General features: G+C 69.6%; 21 protein-coding genes, 1 tRNA gene and 1 pseudogene. 7 read left to right on the top strand and 16 right to left on the bottom strand.

Annotated features, from left to right (window positions below; all coding sequences use genetic code 11):
* Positions 1 to 19: 19 nt before the first annotated feature.
* The 9 genes from ABLE38_RS11075 to ABLE38_RS11035 all read right to left on the bottom strand — a co-directional run bounded on the left by ABLE38_RS11075 (position 20) and on the right by ABLE38_RS11035 (position 6,650).
* Complete coding sequence (locus tag ABLE38_RS11075) at positions 20 to 1,072, bottom strand: phage major capsid protein (protein WP_348974195.1); 1,053 nt, start codon at positions 1,070 to 1,072, stop codon at positions 20 to 22.
* A 90-nt stretch (positions 1,073 to 1,162) separates the two neighbouring features.
* A complete protein-coding gene (locus ABLE38_RS11070; RefSeq protein ID WP_348974496.1) occupies positions 1,163 to 1,552 on the bottom strand; it encodes an HK97 family phage prohead protease in 390 nt (129 codons plus the stop codon).
* Positions 1,552 to 1,860, bottom strand: a complete 309-nt coding sequence (locus ABLE38_RS11065; RefSeq protein ID WP_348974194.1) for a DUF6127 family protein — start codon at positions 1,858 to 1,860, stop codon at positions 1,552 to 1,554. The genes ABLE38_RS11070 and ABLE38_RS11065 overlap by 1 nt, the downstream gene beginning before the upstream one ends.
* 52 nt (positions 1,861 to 1,912) lie before the next feature.
* A complete protein-coding gene (locus tag ABLE38_RS11060; protein WP_348974193.1) occupies positions 1,913 to 3,085 on the bottom strand; it encodes a phage portal protein in 1,173 nt (390 codons plus the stop codon).
* A gap of 127 nt (positions 3,086 to 3,212) precedes the next feature.
* Positions 3,213 to 3,521 (bottom strand): hypothetical protein, encoded by a 309-nt coding sequence (locus ABLE38_RS11055; RefSeq protein ID WP_348974192.1) that lies wholly within the window; start codon positions 3,519 to 3,521, stop codon positions 3,213 to 3,215.
* A gap of 249 nt (positions 3,522 to 3,770) precedes the next feature.
* Positions 3,771 to 5,048: a terminase family protein gene (locus tag ABLE38_RS11050; protein WP_348974495.1), complete on the bottom strand. Its 1,278-nt coding sequence runs from the start codon at positions 5,046 to 5,048 to the stop codon at positions 3,771 to 3,773.
* Between the two features lie 19 nt (positions 5,049 to 5,067).
* Entirely contained in the window at positions 5,068 to 5,526 is a 459-nt protein-coding gene (locus ABLE38_RS11045; protein ID WP_348974191.1) for a hypothetical protein, read from the bottom strand.
* Positions 5,527 to 5,659: 133 nt separating this feature from the next.
* On the bottom strand, positions 5,660 to 5,884 hold the full coding sequence (locus tag ABLE38_RS11040; protein ID WP_348974190.1) for a hypothetical protein: 225 nt from the start codon (positions 5,882 to 5,884) through the stop codon (positions 5,660 to 5,662).
* A 13-nt stretch (positions 5,885 to 5,897) separates the two neighbouring features.
* On the bottom strand, positions 5,898 to 6,650 hold the full coding sequence (locus tag ABLE38_RS11035; RefSeq protein ID WP_348974494.1) for a DUF1134 domain-containing protein: 753 nt from the start codon (positions 6,648 to 6,650) through the stop codon (positions 5,898 to 5,900).
* Between the two features lie 171 nt (positions 6,651 to 6,821).
* Between ABLE38_RS11035 and ABLE38_RS11030 the strand changes: the two genes are divergently transcribed.
* The 3 genes from ABLE38_RS11030 to ABLE38_RS11020 all read left to right on the top strand — a co-directional run bounded on the left by ABLE38_RS11030 (position 6,822) and on the right by ABLE38_RS11020 (position 9,554).
* A tRNA-Ser gene (locus tag ABLE38_RS11030) sits at positions 6,822 to 6,911 on the top strand.
* Positions 6,912 to 7,144: 233 nt separating this feature from the next.
* Positions 7,145 to 7,849: a FadR/GntR family transcriptional regulator gene (locus ABLE38_RS11025; RefSeq protein WP_348974189.1), complete on the top strand. Its 705-nt coding sequence runs from the start codon at positions 7,145 to 7,147 to the stop codon at positions 7,847 to 7,849.
* A 133-nt stretch (positions 7,850 to 7,982) separates the two neighbouring features.
* Complete coding sequence (locus ABLE38_RS11020; protein ID WP_348974188.1) at positions 7,983 to 9,554, top strand: aldehyde dehydrogenase (NADP(+)); 1,572 nt, start codon at positions 7,983 to 7,985, stop codon at positions 9,552 to 9,554.
* A gap of 57 nt (positions 9,555 to 9,611) precedes the next feature.
* Here ABLE38_RS11020 and ABLE38_RS11015 read toward each other — a convergent pair whose 3' ends face one another.
* From ABLE38_RS11015 to ABLE38_RS11000, 4 genes are read right to left on the bottom strand one after another with little or no spacing between them, the layout of a single operon-like run.
* The gene (locus ABLE38_RS11015; RefSeq protein WP_348974187.1) at positions 9,612 to 10,661 is read right to left on the bottom strand and encodes an aldose epimerase family protein; all 1,050 of its coding nucleotides are present in this window, start codon (positions 10,659 to 10,661) and stop codon (positions 9,612 to 9,614) included.
* A complete protein-coding gene (locus ABLE38_RS11010; protein WP_348974186.1) occupies positions 10,658 to 13,117 on the bottom strand; it encodes a glycoside hydrolase family 3 N-terminal domain-containing protein in 2,460 nt (819 codons plus the stop codon). The genes ABLE38_RS11015 and ABLE38_RS11010 overlap by 4 nt, the downstream gene beginning before the upstream one ends.
* A gap of 43 nt (positions 13,118 to 13,160) precedes the next feature.
* Positions 13,161 to 14,672: an ABC transporter permease/substrate-binding protein gene (locus ABLE38_RS11005; protein ID WP_348974185.1), complete on the bottom strand. Its 1,512-nt coding sequence runs from the start codon at positions 14,670 to 14,672 to the stop codon at positions 13,161 to 13,163.
* The gene (locus ABLE38_RS11000) at positions 14,669 to 15,436 is read right to left on the bottom strand and encodes an ATP-binding cassette domain-containing protein (protein ID WP_348974184.1); all 768 of its coding nucleotides are present in this window, start codon (positions 15,434 to 15,436) and stop codon (positions 14,669 to 14,671) included. Before ABLE38_RS11000 ends, ABLE38_RS11005 begins: the two co-directional genes overlap by 4 nt.
* Positions 15,437 to 15,489: 53 nt before the next feature.
* Here ABLE38_RS11000 and ABLE38_RS10995 point away from each other — a divergent pair, with 53 nt between their 5' ends.
* Positions 15,490 to 16,269 (top strand): SDR family oxidoreductase, encoded by a 780-nt coding sequence (locus ABLE38_RS10995; protein WP_348974183.1) that lies wholly within the window; start codon positions 15,490 to 15,492, stop codon positions 16,267 to 16,269.
* Here ABLE38_RS10995 and ABLE38_RS10990 read toward each other — a convergent pair.
* Positions 16,270 to 16,563, bottom strand: a pseudogene (locus ABLE38_RS10990) (4a-hydroxytetrahydrobiopterin dehydratase); the annotation flags it as partial.
* Between the two features lie 41 nt (positions 16,564 to 16,604).
* Here ABLE38_RS10990 and ABLE38_RS10985 point away from each other — a divergent pair.
* The 3 genes from ABLE38_RS10985 to ABLE38_RS10975 are packed head-to-tail and all read left to right on the top strand — an operon-like array spanning position 16,605 to position 18,195.
* Positions 16,605 to 16,997, top strand: a complete 393-nt coding sequence (locus ABLE38_RS10985; protein ID WP_348974182.1) for a metallopeptidase family protein — start codon at positions 16,605 to 16,607, stop codon at positions 16,995 to 16,997.
* Complete coding sequence (gene ccmA / locus ABLE38_RS10980; protein ID WP_348974181.1) at positions 16,994 to 17,560, top strand: heme ABC exporter ATP-binding protein CcmA; 567 nt, start codon at positions 16,994 to 16,996, stop codon at positions 17,558 to 17,560. The genes ABLE38_RS10985 and ccmA overlap by 4 nt, the downstream gene beginning before the upstream one ends.
* Positions 17,557 to 18,195 (top strand): heme exporter protein CcmB, encoded by a 639-nt coding sequence (locus tag ABLE38_RS10975; protein ID WP_348974180.1) that lies wholly within the window; start codon positions 17,557 to 17,559, stop codon positions 18,193 to 18,195. The genes ccmA and ABLE38_RS10975 overlap by 4 nt, the downstream gene beginning before the upstream one ends.
* A 311-nt stretch (positions 18,196 to 18,506) precedes the next feature.
* On the opposite strand, the gene ABLE38_RS10970 is transcribed toward ABLE38_RS10975, so the two are convergent.
* Positions 18,507 to 18,803, bottom strand: coding sequence for a hypothetical protein (locus ABLE38_RS10970; protein ID WP_348974179.1), 297 nt, complete (start codon positions 18,801 to 18,803; stop codon positions 18,507 to 18,509).
* A complete protein-coding gene (locus tag ABLE38_RS10965) occupies positions 18,803 to 19,675 on the bottom strand; it encodes a class I SAM-dependent methyltransferase (protein ID WP_348974178.1) in 873 nt (290 codons plus the stop codon). Before ABLE38_RS10965 ends, ABLE38_RS10970 begins: the two co-directional genes overlap by 1 nt.
* Positions 19,676 to 19,840: the final 165 nt, after the last annotated feature.

The following is a 19,840-nucleotide window of genomic DNA, read 5'->3' as shown; positions in this document are numbered from 1 at the left end:
GAACGGCCCCCGAAGTCGATCAGGCCGCGAACTTGAGCAGCTTGATCGCCTCCGAATTGCTCACCATCCCGCCGACGCGCTTGGTCGCGTAGAAATGGACGAACGGCTTGTTGCTGTAGGGATCGCGCAGGATCTGCGTCTCCCCGCGCTCGGCGATCAGATAGCCCGCCTGGAAGTTGCCGAACGCGATCGACAGGCTGTTCGCCGCGATGTCGGGCATGTCCTCGGCCTCGACCACCGGATAGCCCAGCAGCGTCGCCGGCTGCCCCGCCGCCAGCCCCGGCTGCCACAGCAGCGCGCCGTCGCTCGTCTTGAACTTGCGCACCCTGGCGAGCGTCGCCGAGTTCATCACCCAGCTCGCCCCCTGGCGATAGGGCGCGCGCAGCGCCTGGACCAGGTCGATCAGCTTCTCCTCGGGGTTCGCCGCGAACGCCCCCACCGCGCCGCTGACGATGTACTGCAGCGTGCCGAACGGCCGCGCCCCGTCGCCCGTCGCCGCATTGGGCGCCGACAGGAACCCCTTGGGCTTGTTGACTCCGTTGCCCCCGACGAACGCCGCCCCCTCCGCCGCCGCGAACTCGCGCGCGATCTCGTCGCTCAGCCAGGTCTCGACGTCGAAGCCGGCATCGTCGAGCATCGCCTGGCTCGCCGCCGGATTGGCATAGAGGTCGCCCATCGGCGGCGCGACTTCGTTGAACACCGGCGTGTCGGTCTCGTCGCGCGCCGCGGTCTCCGCCGCCCAGCCGCTCTCGAAGCCGCCGCTCGCCACCAGCTTGCGATAGCCGCTCGACCCCACCGTCACCACGCTGGCGATGCCGCGGATCGGCGACACGCTCTTCAGCGTCGCGTCGATCCGCGCGTCGAGCTCGTCGGGCACCGCATAGCCGCCCGCGGCGTCGCTCGTCCCGCTGATCGCCTTGGCCTCGATCCCGCCGCCCGAACGCAGGAAATTCTCGAACGCCGCCCCGGATACCGGACGCGCGCCCTCCAGCATCGGCCGCTCGGGCGGCAGGCCGCTGCGTTCCACTGCCTCGAAGCTCGCCTCGAGCGCATCTGCCTTCACTTCGATCATCCTCGTCTCCCGTCCCTGTCAAAAAATGGGCACGTCAAAAAGCCCGGACGGGAAGCCCGCCGGGTCCAGAATCGCCAAAGCCAAAAGCCGTCAGTCCAGCGCGTGCACCCGCGCCAGCGGCTGCATCGGGCTCGCCACCAGGCTGACCTCGACCAGGTCGAGCGCGGTGATCTCGCGCACGCTGCCGCGCCGCGCCGCCTTCACGCGGTAGCCGAAGCTCAGCCCGGTCACCGCGCCCGCGCGCAGCCGTTCGGCCAGCCCCGGCGCATCCACCCGCCCGATCACGCGCAGCCCGCGCGCATCCTCGCCGATCGTCTCGATCTCGCCGACCGGCTTGCCCTGGTGCTGCCAGAGCAGCGGCACCTTGCCGGCGCCGACAAAGGCCCCGCGCCGCACGACATCGCCGCCGCGATCGACTGCGTCGAACACCGCGGCATAGCCTGCGAAGCGGACCGCCCCGTCCTGGGCTTGTCGAAGGATCACTTGAGCCACCCGGGAAAGCCCAGCTTCACCGCCAGCCCGACCAGCACCAGCGCCGCCGTCATCCGCCCCACCCATTGGAACGCCGCCTTGAGCGCCGAGCGCTTGGCGTCGCGCCACGCCCCCAGCAGCTCGCGCAGCTCGGCCATGTCCTTGGCCGCGCCGGCATCCTCGAGCCCGAGCCGCGCCAGCGCGCGCTGCGCGCTCAGCTGCCCCGCCTCCTCGGCGATCGCGCGCAGCGTCACCAGCTCGGCGCCCTTGGTTTCCGCCTGCGCGATAAGCTGCGCGAGCATGTCACTGTTACTCATTCTCGATTCCTTTCGGTGCCGGCCCGCTCCCCCACCCCGCCTCCCATCGGCATCATGTCGGGGAGGCGGGGTCGGGGAGCGGACTGGTGCCGCCATCCGCCGAAGGCGGACCATCAAGGCGCACACCCAGCATTTCGCGTTTCTCGTCATCGCTCAGGAAGCCGGCCGCATTGACCTGCGCCCACAGCCGCTCGCGGTCCTCGGCCAGCGCCGTCACCCGGTCGAGATCGACCGCGAGCGACGCGTCCGGAAACCAGCCCGCCAGCCCTTCGGCCAGCGCGCTCAATATCTTGTCGGCGAGCGGCAGGATCGCCAGCCGCCACAGCGCGCGATTGGCCTCGCGGTAATTGGCATAGGCCGCATCCCCCGGCAGCCCGAGCAGCATCGCCGGCACGCCGAAGGCCAGCGCGATCTCGCGCGCCGCCGCGGCCTTGAGCCCGACGAAGTCCATGTCCGCCGGCGTCAGGCTCATCGCCTGCCATTTGAGCCCGCCCTCGAGCAGCATCGGCCGCCCGGCATTGGCCGCGCCGGCGAACCCTGCCTCCATTTCCGCCTTGAGCCGCGCGAACTGGTCGGGCGCCAGCACGCTGCCGTCGCCCGGGTCATGGACCAGCGCGCCCGAGGGCCTGGCGGCGTTGTCGAGCAGCGCCTTGTTCCAGCGCGCCGCGGCATTGTGGATCGCCACCGGCCCCGCCGCCGCGCCCAGGCAGCCCAGCCCATAATGGTCGTCGATCGGCGAGAAGGCGCGGACATGCACCACCGCCGGGCGCCCCGCCGCATCCTCCGCCGCCAGCCGCGCGACCGTCTCGCCGACCTTGTAGCGGTACGCGACCGGCCAGCCCCGTGCATCGGGCTCGACGGTCACCCGCTCGGGCCTGAGCGCATAGAGCGCGCGCACCGTGCCGGCATCGTCGCTCAGGATCTGCGCATAGCAATTGCCGTGCAGCAGCAATTGCGCCGCCAGCGTCTCGAGCAGCGGCTGCCCGCCGCTGCGCGCGGTCACCAGCGCGAGCAGCGCCGGATCGCTCGCCTTCAGCCCGGCGCTGCCCGCGCCCTCGGCGACCAGCTTCACCGCGCGCTGCGCCACCGGATTGTGGCAATAGGCCTCGCGCACCTGCGCCTCATAGCTGCGCGGCCATTCGCCCGCGCTGCCGGCCAGGCTTCCCGCCCGCGACAAGGCCGGCCGCGCGCCTTCGCGCGCGGACTTCCGCCCGAACCATTTCATGCCCTTCTCCCGATTTTTTCGGACGTTCGCCGTTCGACAGAGCTTTTCCCCGGCGAAGGCCGGGGCCCGGACTCAGCGTAGAAACCTCAAGGCTGGGCCCCGGCCTTCGCCGGGGAAAAGGCGTGCATCACCCGCACTTTGCTTGGGCCAGCTCCGCGCGCGTCAGCCGCCCGTCGCGGTTGCAATCGCGCGTCCAATATCCCGCCGCGACGCCGGCCCGCAGCGCCTCCAGCTCGGCGCCCTTGCCCGGCACGGCAGCGGCAACCAGCGCCGCCACTTCCCCGGCATCGAGCGCCCCGTCGCCATCGGCATCGAAGCGCGCCACCAGCGCCACGCTCCCCGCCTCGACCAGCGCCGCCCCGCCGATCGCGCAGCCGCCCAAGCCCAGCACCCCGGCAAGCGCGATCGCCTGCCGGGCCCAGATCGGTCCCGTCATTTCAGTTCTCCCGTCCTCTAAAACTCCCCTCCCTGGAAGGGAGGGGTCGGGGGGTGGGTGCGCGCGTCAGCGCGTCTGCAATGCAGTCTCGGCAGAAGTGCCGGCCGAGGCATCGAGCCTCGCCCGGCACTAACCCGCCCCTGGCCCCTTCCTTCTAGGGAGGGGCATCAGGATGCCTATCGCCGACCTCCCGTCATCCCCGCGAAGGCGCGGATGACGAAGAACGGGCTATCCCCTCGATACACTCCCTCACAATCCCCGCACCGCCGCCTTCCCCCGCGGCCGCAGCATCAGCTCGGTCAGCGCCCAGACCAGCGCGTCCGCGCGGTCCGGCGAGCGGCCCGGCCCCTCATAGCCGCCGCCGAGCACCAGCCCGCACAGCTCGTCCTCGAGCGCGGGGAAGGTGCCGGCGTGGCGGACCTTGCCCGCCTCGTAGAGCAGGCTCACCGGCTCGGCGCGCGCCGCCTTGCCGTGGCTGGCATGGACCAGCCGCACCGGCAGGCCGGTGTCGGCGCCGAGCAGCACGCTCTTCACCATCGCGCCGCCCTGGTTCTTCTCCGCCACCACCCGGTCGGCGCCGTGGCGCGCGGCGCATGCGGCGACCGCGCGGGCCCAGCCCTCGGGAGTCGCGCCCTGCACGCTGGCATCCTCGAGCACATAGCCCTTGCCGTCGCGCCCCAGCGCCGCCGCGACGATCCCGCAGGCATCACCGCCGACGCCCGCCGGCGGATCGACCCCGATCACGATGCGGCCCAGCTCGGGCACCTCACCGATCCGGCACGCCTCGATCAGCGCACGCGTCCACAATGCCCCCTGCACCTCGTCGATCATCTCGCCGCCCAGCTCCTGGCGGCCCAGCCGGGTGCCGCCATAATTCGCGGTCATCGCCTCGACGAAGCTCGCGGGCAGCCACGGATTGCCGGCGGTCTGCCCGCAGGTCTCGCGGACGCCGGGCAGCGCCATGATCTTGCGCATCAGCTTCACCGGGCGCGGCGTCGTCGTCACCAGGATCTGCGGCGCGTCGCCCAGCCGCATGCCGAGCATCAGATTGTCCCATGCCGCCTCGCCGCCGCCGCCCCATTTCGCCAGCTCGTCGCACCAGGCGAACTGGTGCTCGGGGCCGCGCAGCCCGTCGGGCACCGCGGCCGAGAAGATCTGCGCCCGCGCGCCGCTCGGGAACACCAGCTCGCCGGCGCTGCGCAGCCAGGTCAGGGCCTCGTCGCGCCGCGCCGCCGCCAGCAGCCCGCTCGTCCCCTCGATCATCACGCGGCGGACATCGTCGACGGTGGCGCCGACCAGCGCGATCCGCGCATCGGGGTGCGCGCGCGCCCGCGCATGCACCCATTCGGCGCCGGCGCGGGTCTTGCCGAAGCCGCGCCCCGCGCGGATCAGCCAGATCTGCCAGTCGCCCTCCGGCTCGAACTGGCCCGCATGCGCCCATTGCCACCAGCGCTCGCCGAACTCGCGCTTCTGCGGCTCGCTCAAACTGCGGAGCGCCTTGGCGCGCTCCGCGGGCGGGCAGGCCATCAGCGCCTCGAGCGCCGCGTTACTGGGCACCCTTCTCCTCCGCCGCGCGCGCCCGGGCCCGGTCCATCATCGCCAGCTTCTTGAGGATCGCCGCATCGGTATCCTCGGGCCGCGCGCGCTTGAGCGTCGCCGGGGCGCCCTTCCATTTGCCGTTCATGCTGTTGCGGTGCAGGGCGAGCAGCCGCATCGCCTTGTCGACGTCGACCTTGCGGCCGTCCACGCGCTCGATCGTGTCGCCGCCGCCTGCCAGCACATGGCCGAGCAGCTCGGTCTCGAGCATCTGGTACCCGACGAGCAGCGCCTTGTGCCATTCCTCGGCAAAGCGCTCGTCGGTTCGCCGCAGATGATAGACGTGCGGCGAGGACATCCCCGCCAGCGCCGCCGCCTCGGTCACGTTGCAGGTGCCCGCCAGGTGATCGAGAAAGGCGGCACGCCGCACCTTGTTCCAGCGCACCCGGCGCTGCTGTTCCCTCTTCACGGCTCCTCTCCCGACAAGAAAAAGGGCCGGAAGGCGTTGCCGCCCCGGCCCGACTCGCAATTCTTCAGCGTGCTCTACTTGTGCCACATCAGCGTGACGATGTCAAGCAGAAAGTGCCTATATGGTTCGTTGTCTAGTCAAGCAGCCGATGCGCGAGGCTTGCCAGCAGCAGTGCGATGCCCAGCAGGCCCGCCACGGCGAACACGCCGAAGGTGATCCGATATTGCGTCGGCTTGGCTTCGCCGGTGAGCGGCCGGACGGGCCAGTTGCTCGGGATCGTGCCGGTCGCGATCGCCGGGACCAGATGGAATGCCGCCACGCCGATCAGCGCCAGCCCGACGAACTCCGTCGTCGTCATCCGGTCACGCCGCTCAGAATGGCATCCACTTCTTCTTTTCGCTGAACTTCATGTAGCCGGCGTTGACGCCGAGCCGCCAGCCGACGCCGAGGCGCACCGGGATCAGCACGACGTCGCCGCGGCGCAGGTACGATGCCGAGAGGCCGCCGACGAAATAGGCATGGCCCTCGCCCTGCGGGAAGCGCTTGTAGAGCTCCTGGCTGTCGTAGAGGTTGTAGACCAGCACGAACACCTTGTTGGCGTCGCCGCCCAGGTCGAAGCCGATCGACGGGCCGGTCCAGTAGACCTTCCGCTCGCCCTCGACCTTGTGGAACAGCATGCCGGAGCCGTAGCGCAGTCCGACGCCGATCGCGCCCGAGGCTTCGCTGCCGGCGATATAGCCGTTGGGCTGGCCCTGGTCCTTGAGGATGTCCTCGATGAGCTTGGCGAGGCCCGAGGCGCCCTTGCCGAACACGCCCTCGGCGGCGCCGACCAGCTCGTCGCGCTGGTAGGTGGTGGCCTGCTGGCGCGGGCTGAGATTGGGGTTGTAGGGCGGCTGGCCGGCGGGGGCCTGTTGCGCGGGGTAGGGCTGCGCGGGCGGGACGTTCTGCGGCTGGTCCTGGGGCTGGTCCTGCGGCCGTGCGGGGGCGGCATAGGGGTCCTGCGCCGGCGGGGGCGTGTTGAGGTCCGAATCGATCGCCGTGTTGGGGTCGACGGTGGTCATCTGCTGCTGCGCCGCGGCGGGCAGCGCACCCATTCCGAGCGCGGCCGCGGCCGCTACCAGCATCAGATCACGCACGCGCATCGTCGAAATACCCCAGCCCAGCAGATAGCCCGTCTATAGGCGCCGCGACTGTCCCGGCAATGAACGAGCGGCAAATTGAGTCGATTTCGCGTCAAGCTGGGCGTTGATTGCTCCGAAACCCCTGCTATAGGGCCTTCCCTCTAGCCGTGATCCGGAGACGTGGGTGAGTGGCTGAAACCAACGCTTTGCTAAAGCGTCATACGGGAAACCGTATCGAGGGTTCGAATCCCTCCGTCTCCGCCACCTCGCTAACTCGCTTATATAACTGCTATTTCAGCGAGCCGCCTCGCCAATCGGCGGTTTTGCACGCCTAAAAATTCCTGTCCCTCCTGCGATTCGCGCAGGCTTGGCAGTGGCAGCCAAAGCGCTTAGGCAGGGCCATGCCCAGCAGGCAGCCCCAAGCGTCGATCCCGCGCACAGAGAAAAAGCCCCGCACGCGCAAACCGCGGCCCCGCTCGCTGCGCCTCCATGGCACGGTGGCGCGTACGCTCGGCATCCGCATAGTCTCGGGCGAAGTCGGCCCCGGCGAGATACTCGAGGGCGAAATCGCCGCGAGCGAGCAGTTCAAGGTTTCCCGCACCGCCTATCGCGAAGCGATCCGGATCCTCGCCGCCAAGGGCCTGGTCCATTCGCGCCCCAAGATCGGCACGCAGGTCAGTCCGCGCCGCGAATGGCATCTGCTCGATCCCGACGTGCTGAGCTGGATTTTTGCCGGCGAACCCGATGACGCATTGATCGAGAGCCTGTTCGAGCTACGCCGCATCGTCGAGCCCGACGCTGCCCGCCTCGCCGCGCAACGCCGCTCGCCCGAGCAGCTTGCCCGCATGCAGCAGGGCCTGGCTGGCGTCGGCAAGCACGGCTTCGATTCGGAAGAGGGCCGCTGCTGCGACGAATCGTTCCACTCGGCGCTGCTCGAGGCTTCGGGCAACGATTTCATCATCTCGCTGACCAGCGGCGTGGCTGCGGCGATCGAGCTGACCACCGCGTTCAAGCAGCAGCATCTCCCCGCGCCGCATGACGCGCTGCCGGTCCACCTCGCGGTGCTCGAGGCGATCGAGGCGCAGGATGCCGAACGCGCCCATGATGCGATGGCCCGACTCGTCGAGCGCGGTTACCAGGATACGATGGAAGCGCGCAGGCCCGCCTCGGGCGAGACCCAGCGCCGCCGGATCTCCTGCTGAACCGCAACGCGGTTTCGATCACTGCGAACCGCAACTTCAAGGGCGCGCCCGATTGCAATTTGCTATGGCGCTGCCTAAGTGCCCCTCGGGCAATGTTACCGCTAACTTTACACCGCGACACAGGAGAGCAGGCATGGCGCTGACCGGCGAATTGTTCATTGCATCGAAGCGCGTCCGCCGCGACGGTCCCGGCTTCCAGGCCGTCGCTGCCTCGACCGGCACGCCGCTGGAACCGAGCTTCAGCATGGCGACCAAGGATGATGTCGAGGCTGCAACCGCTGCCGCCGAAGCCGCCTTCCCGATCTATTCCGGCCTGCCGCGCGAACAGCGGGCCGCCTTCCTCGAAGCGATCGCGGACGAGATCGACGCGCTGGGCGAGACGCTCACCGAGCGCGCGATGCAGGAAAGCGGCCTGCCGCATGCCCGCCTCACCGGCGAACGCGGCCGCACCTCGGGCCAGCTGCGCCTGTTCGCCAAGGAGCTGCGCCTCGGCGAATATCTGCGTGCGCGCATCGACCACGCGATCCCCGATCGCCAGCCCGCCCCCAAGCCGGACCTGCGCCTGCGCATGATTCCGCTGGGCCCGGTCGTCGTCTTCGGCGCCTCGAACTTCCCGCTCGCCTTCTCGGTGGCAGGCGGCGACACCGCCTCGGCGCTGGCCGCGGGCTGCCCGGTGATCGTGAAGGGCCATTCGGCGCATCCCGGCACGTCGGAGCTCGTCGCCGGCGCGATCCAGCGCGCGGTCGCCAAGACCGGCATGCCCGAAGGCGTGTTCTCGTTGATCAACGGCGCGGGCAACGAAGTCGGCTCGGCGCTGGTCAGCCACCCCATCGTCAAGGCAGTCGGCTTCACCGGCTCGCGCGGCGGCGGCACGGCACTGATGAAGCTCGCCGCGAGCCGCCCGGTGCCGATCCCCGTCTATGCCGAGATGAGCAGCATCAACCCGGTGTTTCTGCTCCCCGCCGCGCTCGAAGCGCGCGCAGAGGCGCTGGGCAAGGCCTATATCGGCTCGCTGACCATGGGCGCCGGCCAGTTCTGCACCAATCCCGGCTTGGTCCTCGCGCTGGAAAGCCCGGCGCTCGACCGCTTCCTCGCCGCCGCCACCGAGGCGGTTTCTGGCGCGGCCGCGCAGACCATGCTCACCCCCGGTATTCTCAAGGCCTATGAGAGCGGCGTCGCCCGCTGGGCCTCGGCACCTGGCCTGAAACAGGTCGCGCAGGGCCAGGAAGGTTCGGCCAGCTGCGGCCGCGCGGCGCTGTTCGAGATGACCGGCGCAGACTTCATCGCCGATCCGAGCCATGCCGAGGAAGTGTTCGGCGCCGCGTCGCTGCTGGTGCGCTGCGCGAACGTCGAGGAGCTGCTCAAGGTCGTGTCGCTGCTCGAGGGCCAGCTCACCGCGACGCTGCACCTCGACGATGCCGATACCGACGTCGCAGAGAAGCTGCTGCCGATCCTCGAGCGCCTCGCCGGCCGCATCCTGGCCAATGGCTGGCCGACCGGCGTCGAAGTGACCGACGCGCAGGTCCATGGCGGGCCCTATCCGTCGACCGCGGATGGCCGCAGCACCTCGGTCGGCACGCTCGCGATCGACCGGTTCCTGCGCCCGGTCGCCTATCAGGACCTGCCGGCAGCGCTGCTCCCGGCAGATCTGCGCGACGGCGATGCCGGCATCCCGCGCCGCGTCGATGGCAAGGTTGTGCTGTAACGCGCGAAGCCAGACGAAACTGAGGAAAGGCCGGGCGTAGTGCCCGGTCTTTCCTTTTCAGCTCGCGAAAGCCTCGTCCACCCCTTCCGCCGTCCGAAACCGGAAAGCGATGTCGTGGCGATAGACCTGACCCGGATCGAGCCGCGCCGAAGGGAAGCCCGGCTGGTTCGGGCTGTCCGGGAATTTCTGCGGCTCGAGGCACAGCCCGTCACGTGCATTGTACACCCGCCCGCTCGTGCCCGGCGCGCCGCCGGCAAGATGATTGCCCGAATAGAGCTGCAGCCCCGGCTCGCTCGAATGGAGATCGAGCACGCGGCCCGATGCCGGATCGAACAGCGTCGCCACAGCGCGCAACGTACCGTCCGCGCCGTCGATCACGAAATTATGGTCATAGCCCTGACCGATGCGGAGCTGCGCGTCCTCCGAGTCGATCGCCGCGCCGATCCGCCGCGCGCTGCGAAGGTCAAAGGGCGTATCCGCGAGATCTGCAAAGACTCCCGTCGGGATCAGCTGACCATCGACGGGGGTAATGCGGCTCGCCGGAATACGCAGCACATGCTCGAGGATCGTCGCCCCGCTCGCCTCCCCGGCCAGGTTGAAATAGGCGTGGCTGGTGAGGTTCACCACCGTCGGCGCGTCGGTGGTCGCGGTCAGCCGGATGGCGAGGCCGTCCTCGTCAATCGTATAGCGCGCCTCCACCGTCAGCGTGCCCGGAAAGCCGTTATGCCCGGCCGGGCTGACATGGCGGAAGGTGACCGATGCGTCGCTCAGCGCCACCACATCCCAGGGCTGCTGGTCGAGCCCGAGCGGCCCGGAATGCAGGCTGTTCGCCCCGTCATTCGCCGCGAGCATGTGCTCGACCCCATCGAGCGTGAAACGCGCGCCGCCGATCCGGTTGGCATAGCGCCCGGTCACCGCGCCATAGAAGCGCGGCGGCCCGCGATAGTCTTCGAGATCGGCGAAGCCGAGCACCACATTCGCGATATGGCCCCGGTGATCCGGCACCTGCAGCACGCGCAGCGCCGCGCCGAGCGTGATCAGCTCGGCGCGATAGGGGCCGCGGGCGATCGCGACCGTCTCGATCGGCCCGCCGCCGCCGTCCGTCACTTGGCGCCGGGGCAGATCGAGTTGGCCGGATCGGAGACGATCCGCGCGTCGGACAGGCTGAACACCAGCGGCCCGGAAGCGCTAATCACCAGCGGCGCAGAGATTGCGGTCATCGCCGCGCCCTTGTCCTGATAGCATTTGAGCAGGATGTTCACCGTGCGCCATTTTCCGGTCTCGCCGGTGAACAGGCTGGTCGCGTCGAGCCCATGGCCCTCGCCCATGCCGAGCGTCACCGGTCCCGTCGCCGCACGATCGAGGCGATAGGTGATCGCCAGCGACAGGTCGCCATTCGATTCGCGGCTGAGGTCGATCGGCTTGCCACCGATCCGCACCGTCGCCGGTCCGGCAGGCCAGCTGAGCTGCTGCGCGCCTTCCTGCGTCTGCGGCCCGTCGATCGGCGCGCGCGCCACCTTGCTGTCGGTCGCAAAGCTGAACGGCGCGGCGGCAACGCCCTTTGCGAAATAGACGCTGGTGTTCATCGCCGAGGCATCGAATCCCGCAACTTCGCTGAGCGCGCCGACCTTGCCGGGCCTGGCGTAGCTTAGGCCGTAGCCGAGTGCGAACAGCGGATCATAGCCCGCCTCGCCCTTGTTGAGGGTGAACTGGCCCGCCGTCTTGGGCCAGCTGAACGAAAGCGCGCCGGTGAAGTCCTTGCGCGGCTTGCCGGCCTTGTCCCCGATCAGCACATCGGCCACGCCCGCGCCCTCGCTGCCCGGCAGCCAGGCAGCGACGAATGCATCGGATGCGTTGATCTCGGGGTTTACCCAGAGCGGACGGCCCGAGAGGAAAACCGAGACGGTGGGCACGCCAGCGGCCTTCAGCTTTTTGAGCAGCGCCAGCGCCTGCTTGTCGCCCGGCTGGAACTCGAGCGTGTGGATATCGCCGCGCATCTCGGCATAGGGCTGCTCGCCGAACACGACGATCGCGACATCGGGCCTGGCCGAGAAGCTGCCGTCCGCAGAGAGCGTCGCAATGCCGCCGCCGGCCTTCACGGCCTCGGCGATGCCCGAATAGATCGTCTGGCCGTTCGGGAAGTCGCTATTGGCATTGCCGTCGCCCTGCCAACTCAGCGTCCAGCCGCCGGTCTGCTGCCCCATCGAGTCCGCCCCCGGCCCCGCGACAAGCACGTTTGCAGAGGCCTTGATCGGCAGCACGCCCTGATTCTTGAGCAGCACCAGCGATTTCGCCACCGCCTCGCGCGCGATCGCGCGGTGCTCGGGGCTGCCCAGCACGCCAGCCTTGCCCTCGAGCGGGCGCGCCGGATCGAACAGGCCGAGCTTCGCCTTCACCCGCAGGATGCGGCGCACGGCGTCGTCGACGCGGGCCATCGGCAGCGTGCCGTCCTTCACATGCGCTACGGTGCTCTCGAACAGGCCCTTCCAGCCATCGGGTGCCATCGCCATGTCGAGCCCGGCATTGAAGGTCGCCGCGCAATCGGTGGTGGTGCAGCCGGGCACCTGGCCATGCCCGTTCCAGTCGCCGACGACAAAGCCCTGGAAGCCCATCCGGCCCTTGAGCACATCGGTGAGCAGCGACTTGTTGCCGTGCATCTTCACGCCGTTCCAGCTCGAGAAGCTCGCCATCACGGTGAGCGTGCCCGCTTCGATCGCGGGAACATAGCCCTGGGCGTGGATCCGGATCAGTTCGTCCTCGCCAATCCGCGCATCGCCCTGGTCGACGCCTTCGAACGTCCCGCCATCGCCGAGGAAATGCTTGGCCGATGCCGCGACATAGCCCTTCTGGATCCGGTCCGTGGTGCCCGGCTCGCCTTGGAGCCCGCGCACCATCTCGCCGGCATAGGAGCGGACCAACGCGGGATCCTCCGAATAACCCTCATAGGCGCGACCCCAGCGCTCGTCCTGCGGCACGGTTAGCGTCGGGCCGAACGCCCATTCGGGCCCTGTCGCGGCGGTTTCCTCGGCGGTCGCCTTGCCGATGCGGCGCATCAGCGCCGGATCGTGCATCGCGCCCAGGCCAATATTGTGCGGGAAGATCGTCGCGCCGATGACATTGCTGTTGCCGTGCACTGCGTCGATGCCGAAGAGCAGCGGGATCGGCGCGTGCTTGCCGCGCGGCTCCATCGCCACCGTGCGGAAGGCGCGGGCAGTCTCGACCCAGGGCATTTGCGGCGAGCGATCGGGCGCGCCCAGCGGCGGTGAGCTGCCTCCCGCGAGGATCGAGCCGAGCGGATATTGGCGCAGTTCCTGGGGCTTGATCGCGCCGATATCGGCCTGGATCATCTGGCCGACCTTCTCCTCCAGCGTCATCTGCGCCATCAGATCGGTGACGAACTTCTCGGTCGCCGGATCGATCAGGCCCTGCGAGCCGGCGGTCGGCCATTTTTCCGGATGCGCTACGGCCGAATCCGACAGCGCTGTCGGCGCATGCTGCGCAAGAGCCGGCGATGCGACGCAGAACATGGTGGTCGACAGCAACAGCTTCAGGCCAGCCCGCATTTCACTCTCCTCTTTTATATCTGTTGGTAGCGATAACAGAAGTTCATCGCGCGAGTCCACGCTCCAGCCAGCGTGCGGCCTGTTCGGGACTTGCCTTGTTACTGTCCCGGTCCACCAGGTAGTTGGCCTCGCGCATCCGGCCAACGTCGATCGCACCGATCAGCGGCTTGAGCGCCGCCTGGAAGCGCAGGTCATTGGCGCGGCGCGGGGCGAGCAGCAGGATCGCGTCATAGCCAGGGATCGCGCCCTTGGGGTCGGCGAGCACCGTCAGCCGGTCCGCCGCGATCCGCCCGTCCGAGGAGAAGGCCGGGATCACGTCCGCCGCGCCGCTGGCGAGCGCGCGGTACATGAAAGTCGGCTGGTAGGGATGCGCGGACCTGAAGCTCAGGCCGTACGCCTTCTTCACCGCCGCCCATTCGGGGCGCTCGAGAAACTCGACATCGGTGGCGAGGTTGAGGCTGCCCGCGATCGGCGCCAGGTCGGCGATGCTGGTGATGCCGCGCTTCTTCGCGTCGTCACCGCGCATCGCGAAGGCATAGGCATTCTCGAAGCCGAGCGAACCGAGCAGCGTCACCTTGTGCCGGTCGCGGGCCCATTGCGCCACGCCGGCGACGATCGCGTCGCGCGGCGGCACGTCGCGGCGCTGCATCTGGTTGGTCCAGATCGTGCCCGAATAATCGACATAGACATCGATATCACCGCCCGAGAGTGCGCTGAACGCCACCGCCGAGCCGAGTCCCTCGCGGTAGCGGACCGTGTAGCCCGCAGCTTCCAGCCGATGCCCGATCAGCCGGGCGAGGATATATTGCTCGGAAAAGCCCTTCGCGCCGATGGTGACCGTGCCGCGCGCCGAGGGCAGCGCCGGGACCAAGGCGACGGCGAGCGCGACCAGCAAGGCGCCGAGGCTTGTCCAGACCAGCACCGGCTTCCGCCTGGCGATGCCGTGCTCGGCCAGCCCGAGCAGCCCGTCCACCGCCAGCGCCAACGCGGCCGCAGCGACGCAACCGGTCAGCACCAGAGACCAGTTCTGCGTCTGCAGCCCCGCAAAGATCAGGTCGCCCAGGCTCGGCTGGCCGACGGTGGTGGAGAGCGTCGCCGCGCCGATCGTCCACACCGCGGCGGTGCGGATGCCGGCCATCAGCACCGGCAGCACCAGCGGCGCCTCGACCAGGTGCAGCTTCTGCCATGCAGTCATCCCCACCCCGTCCGCCGCCTCGATCACCGCGGGATCGATCGTCGCGAGCCCGGTCACTCCGTTCCTGAGGATCGGCAGCAGCGCGTAGAGCGACAGCGCCAGCAGCGACGGCAGGAAGCCGAGCGCGGGCACGCCGAGCCCGGAAAGCGAGAGCAGGATCGGGTAGAAAAGCGCGAGCAGCGCCAGGCTCGGGATCGTCTGCACCAGGCTGGCAAAGCCCAGCGCTATCCGACCCACCACCCGGTTGCGCGCCGAGAATACCGCGAGCGGCAGCGCGATCACCAGGCCGAGCAGCAGCGCGGCGAAGGCGAGCAGCAGATGCTGGGCAAGCAGCTCGGGCACTCGGTCGAGCGCGCTCATTTCTCGAGCGCCGCCAGCCGGTGCGCCTGGTCACGCGGCACCGCGACCAGCGCGTCCGCCGCCGCGCCGCCCTTTCCGGCGAGCAGGTCGCGCGGCGTCGCATCGGCGACGATCCGGCCCTGCTCCATCACCAGCACTCGGTCCGCGAGCAGCAGCGCCTCGGCCATGTCGTGCGTCACCAGGATGGTGGTCAGCCCCATCCGGTCGTGCAGCGCGCGGATCGCCCTGCCCAGGCCGTCGCGCGTCACCGGATCGAGCGCGCCGAACGGCTCGTCCATCAGCAGGATCCCCGGCCCCGTCGCGAGCGCCCGCGCCACGCCCACCCGCTGGCGCTGCCCGCCGGACAGCGCATCGGGCATCCGCGCCGCCATCTCGGGCGAAAGCTCGACGAGCTCGAGCAACTCAGCGACCCGCCTGGCGCTATCCTTCTCGCCTGCCAGCTTCAGCCCGATCGCGACATTCTCGCCGACGCGCATGTGCGGGAACAGTCCGACATTCTGGAAGACATAGCCGATCCGGCGCCGCAGTTCGGGCGCAGGCCCGGCGCCCACCGGCGCGCCGCCGACCAGCACTTCGCCTTCGCTCGGATCGATCAGCCGGTTGACCATCTTGAGCAGCGTCGACTTGCCCGATCCCGAGGCGCCAACCAGCGCGACAAAGCTGCCCGCGGCGACTTCCAGCGACACCCCGTCGACGGCCTTGATGCCCCCCGGCCAGACCTTGCTGACATTTTTGAAGGTAACGGAGCGGCTTTGCTCTGGCATCGCATGCGTTTGTGCGGGATGAAGTCGCAAAGGTCAAAACAGGGAGAGGCCGAATGGCCAAGGCGGCATTCATCACCGGCGGCGGATCGGGCATCGGGCTCGCAGTCGCCAGGAGCCTGGCCGCGGACGGCTGGCTGGTCGGGCTCGCCGATATCAACGCCAAGGCGCTCGCCGAGGCGAAGGCCGCCATTCCCGCAGCCGAGACCTATCAGATGGACGTGCGCGACCGCGATGCCTGGAGGGAGGCGCTTGCCGCCTTTGCGGGCAAGAGCGGCGGCCGGCTCGATTTCCTGTTCAACAATGCCGGCGTCGCCGTGGGCGGCCAGCTCGAGACCATGTCCGACGAGGATGTCGAGCGCGGGCTGTCGATCAACATCAACGGCGCCGTCTATGGCGCGCGCGCCGCGCACGACCTGCTCAAGGCGACTCCGGGTTCGGCGATGATCATCACCAGCTCGGCGGCGGGCATCTCGGGCAATGCCGGCATGTCGGTCTACAGCGCCGGCAAGTTCGCGATGCGCGGCTTTGCCGAATCGCTGAACGCCGAATGGAAGCGCGAGGGCATCTATGTCGGCTCGCTGATGCCGAGCTTCATCGACACGCCCCTGCTCGACCATGTCACCCAGGATTCGAACCGCAACGTGCGCGAATCGGTGCGCGCCGCGGGGCTGGAGATCACCCCGGTCGAGGAAGTGGTGAAGACCGTCCGCCACATGCTCGACATCCGCCGCGACGTGCACACCCGCGTCGGCAAGACCGCGCACCGGCTGTGGTTCATGCAGCGCTGGCTGCCCGGCACGCTGCGCAAGCTCCAGGGCCGGGCGTTCAAATAGTCAGAGCAAGCCCTCGATCGCCTGCGCCATCTGGATGTCGCGGGTGGAGAGGCCGCCGGCATCGTGCGTGGTCAGCAGAATATCGACCTTGTTCCACACGTTCGACCATTCGGGGTGATGATCGGCCTTCTCGGCGATCAGCGCGACGCGGGTCATGAAGCCGAAGGCTTGGTTGAAGTCCTTGAACTCGAAGCGGCGCGTGATCGCATCGCGGTTCGGCTCCCAGGTCCAGGCGGGCAAGGCCGCGAGCGATTCCTCGCGAAGTCCGTCCGTCAACCGCGCCACCATCCCTGCCTCCTTGCCGTAGCTCTGCCACCCGGACTATGCCGGTGGGCATGACCGGGCAAGCCCCAGACGCCGCAGCGATCGAACGCCTCGCCCGCGCCGCACTGGCGCGCATCCCCGCGCCGTTCCAGAACTACCTCGCCGACATCGTGCTGGTGGTCGAGGATTTCGCCGATGACGAGACGCTGGACGCGATGGGCATCGAGGATCCGTTCGACCTGACCGGCCTCTATCGCGGCCGGCCGGTGGGCGAGAAATCGGCCTGGGACGGCGTCTCGATGCCCGACGAGATCCACCTCTATCGCCGGCCGCTGCTCGACGAATGGGTGCACACCGGCGTCAAGCTCGAGGCGCTGATCACCCATGTCGTGGTGCACGAGGTCGGGCATCATTTCGGGCTCTCCGACGACGACATGCACGCGCTGGAGGACAGCGCGGAGTGACCAGCCTGGCCCTGCGCGGCGTCGCGTGCCTGCGCGGCGGACGGCTGCTGTTCGAGGGGCTCGACCTGGCGCTCGCGGCCGGCGAGGCGGCGCTGGTCACCGGCCCGAACGGCGTCGGCAAGTCGAGCCTGATCCGCATCGCCGCCGGGCTGCTCGCGCCGGCTGCCGGCAGCGTGGCCTGCGACGGCGCCCGCGCGCTGATGGCCGAGGCGCCCGCGCTCGATCCCGAGCTGCCGCTCGCCGCCGCCCTGCGCTTCTGGGCGCAGCTGGACGGACGGGGCGAGCGCGTGCCCGACGCGCTCGCCGCGCTCGACCTCGCCCCGCTGGCGCAGGTGCCGGTCCGCATGCTCTCGACCGGCCAGCGCCGCCGCGCCGCGCTGGCGCGAGTGGTGGCAAGCGGCGCCGCGATCTGGCTGCTCGACGAACCGGCAAACGGCCTCGACGCCGCCTCGGTCGCGCGGCTCGAAGTGCTGATCGCCGGGCACCGCTCCGGCGGCGGCATCGCGCTGGTGGCGACGCATCAACCGATTGCCCTCCCCGATGCGCGCACGGTGGCGCTGTGAGCGCCTATGCCGCGATCGTCTGGCGCGAGTTGCGCCGCGCCTGGAGCACCGGTGGCGTGGCGCTGCCTGTCGTGTTCTTCCTGCTCGTCGCGATCCTCTTCCCCTTCGCGGTCGGGCCGGACGGCAGGCTGCTCGCCCGCATCGCGCCGGGGGTGATCTGGGCAGCGGCGCTGCTTGCGGCGCTGCTCCCGGTCGAGCGGCTGGTGACGCCTGATCTCGAGCGCGGGATACTCGACCAGCTCGCAGTGCGTCGGCTACCCGACGCCGGCATCGCCGCCGCCAAGATCGCCGGCCACTGGCTCGGCTTCGCGCCCGCCCTGCTCGCGGCGACGATGATCGCCGCGGGCCTGCTCCAGCTGCCCGGCGAGGCGCTGGCGCCGCTGCTGCTCGCGCTGCTGATCGGCACGCCCGGCCTGGCGGCGCTGGGTGTCGCCACCGCCGCGCTGGTCGCGGGGCTGCGCGGCGCCGGGGCGCTGGCCGGGCTTGTGATGCTGCCCTTCGCGGTGCCGCTGCTGATCTTCGGTGCCACCGCGGGCGAGCCCGGCGCGCTCAAGCTGCTCGGCGCGGTGAGCCTGTTGCTGGTCGCCGGTTGTCCGTTCGTGGCGGGCGCGGCGATGCGGATGGGGCGGAACTAGCGGCTCCTACAACGCAGCGCGCGACGACTCGGCAAAGTCCGCGAAGTTCACGCCAAGGACGCGTTTTCGCGGCGCTTATGTTGACACAGTTCCCGCAAACGCGCGCTATCTCGCAACATTCTTGCGGGCGCGTGATCCTATCTTTCCAACAAGCCAAAGAGCGGCCGGGCGGTGAGGCCGGCTCCGTGAGTGCAGCAGGCGAAATCCTACATTGCAAGCCCTGCCGTTCCCCGGCGAAAGCCGGGGTCCAGGATCACAAGCGAGACGATAGAGAAGCCCTGGGCCTCGGCTTTCGCCGGGAAACAGGAGGGTCACGCCTCGGGCGGCAGCTCGTCGCCATAGATGACCATCGCCGAGCCTTCCGCCAGCGCATCCGCGGCGGCGGCGCGCAGCACGGGATCGTCGTTCGCCACCGGATCGGCGACTTCCATGCCCTTCTCCAGCCGCACCAGCATCCAGCCGGTGCCGAGCGCGACGCCGGCGGCCTTGGCCTGGGCCTCCTCGAAGCTCTCGGCGGAGACATAGATCAGCATCGCATGGCGCCCGCCCGGGCGGCGCCCTTCGACCGTGTCCGCAACCGCGGTCGCCAGGAATACCGAGAGACCCATCAGCCGCGGCTCCACCGCGCGAAGATCGCGGTCGGCAGCTCGAGCCCGCGCGCTTCCTCGCGCACCGCCAGCTCGCCGCATTCCACCTTGCCGCCGAGGTGCCCGACATGCTGGCGCAGCAACTCGCCGATCGCCAGCGCCGACATGCGCACGGCATAGACGGTGAGGAACAGGAAGCGCGAATCCTGGTCGAGCAGCTGGGTGGCCTCGGCGATCAGCCCGGGCAGCCCTTCCTCGAGCTTCCACACTTCGCCGTTCGGCCCGCGGCCCCATTTCGGCGGATCGAGGATGATCCCGTCATAGCGCCGCCCGCGCCGCACCTCGCGCGCGGTGAACTTCGCAGCATCGTCGATCATCCAGCGGATCGGCAGGTCTTCCATGCCCGACAGCGCGGCATTGGCCTTGCCCTCGGCGACCGATTTCTTCGAGGCATCGACATGCGTGACCTTGGCGCCCTTGGCGGCCAGCGCGAGCGAGCCGACGCCCGTGTACCCGAACAGGTTCATGCATTCGGGCGCGTCCATCCCGGCGATCTGCGACCGCATCCAGTGCCAGACCGGCGACATGTCGGGGAAGAAGGCGAGATGGCGAAAGGGCGTGTTCTGCGCGGTGAAGCGCACTTCCTCCCAAGCGAGCGGCCAGCCTTCCTTCGGCACCGGCTTGGTGAAGTTCCAGCGCCCGCCGCCATCCTCGTCCGCGCCGGGCACGAACTCGCCATGCGCGTCCCAGGTCTCGGACGCGGGCGCCCACATCGCCTGGGGCTCGGGGCGAATGAAGCGATATTTGCCGTAGCGCTCGAGCTTGCGGCCATGGCCGCTGTCGACCAGCCCGTAATCGGCCCAGGGCTCGCCGGTGAGAGTGATGAGGTCCATCGAGGTCTCTTAGAGCTCCGCCCCACCGCCGTCATCCCTCCCAATTCCTCTCCCGGAGGGAGAGGGGGACCGCCGGCGCAGCCGGTGGTGGAGAGGGAATGCGGCAGGCGGTGTCGCTTGTGGCAAGCCCCCTCCACCAGCCTGCGGCTGGTCCCCCTCCCCCTC

The sequence above is a fragment of the Sphingomonas sp. KR3-1 genome (assembly GCF_040049295.1).
Lineage (GTDB): Bacteria > Pseudomonadota > Alphaproteobacteria > Sphingomonadales > Sphingomonadaceae > Sphingomonas.
Note: the sequence above shows the minus strand (reverse complement) of the source record. Positions and strands in the feature narration are given on the sequence as shown.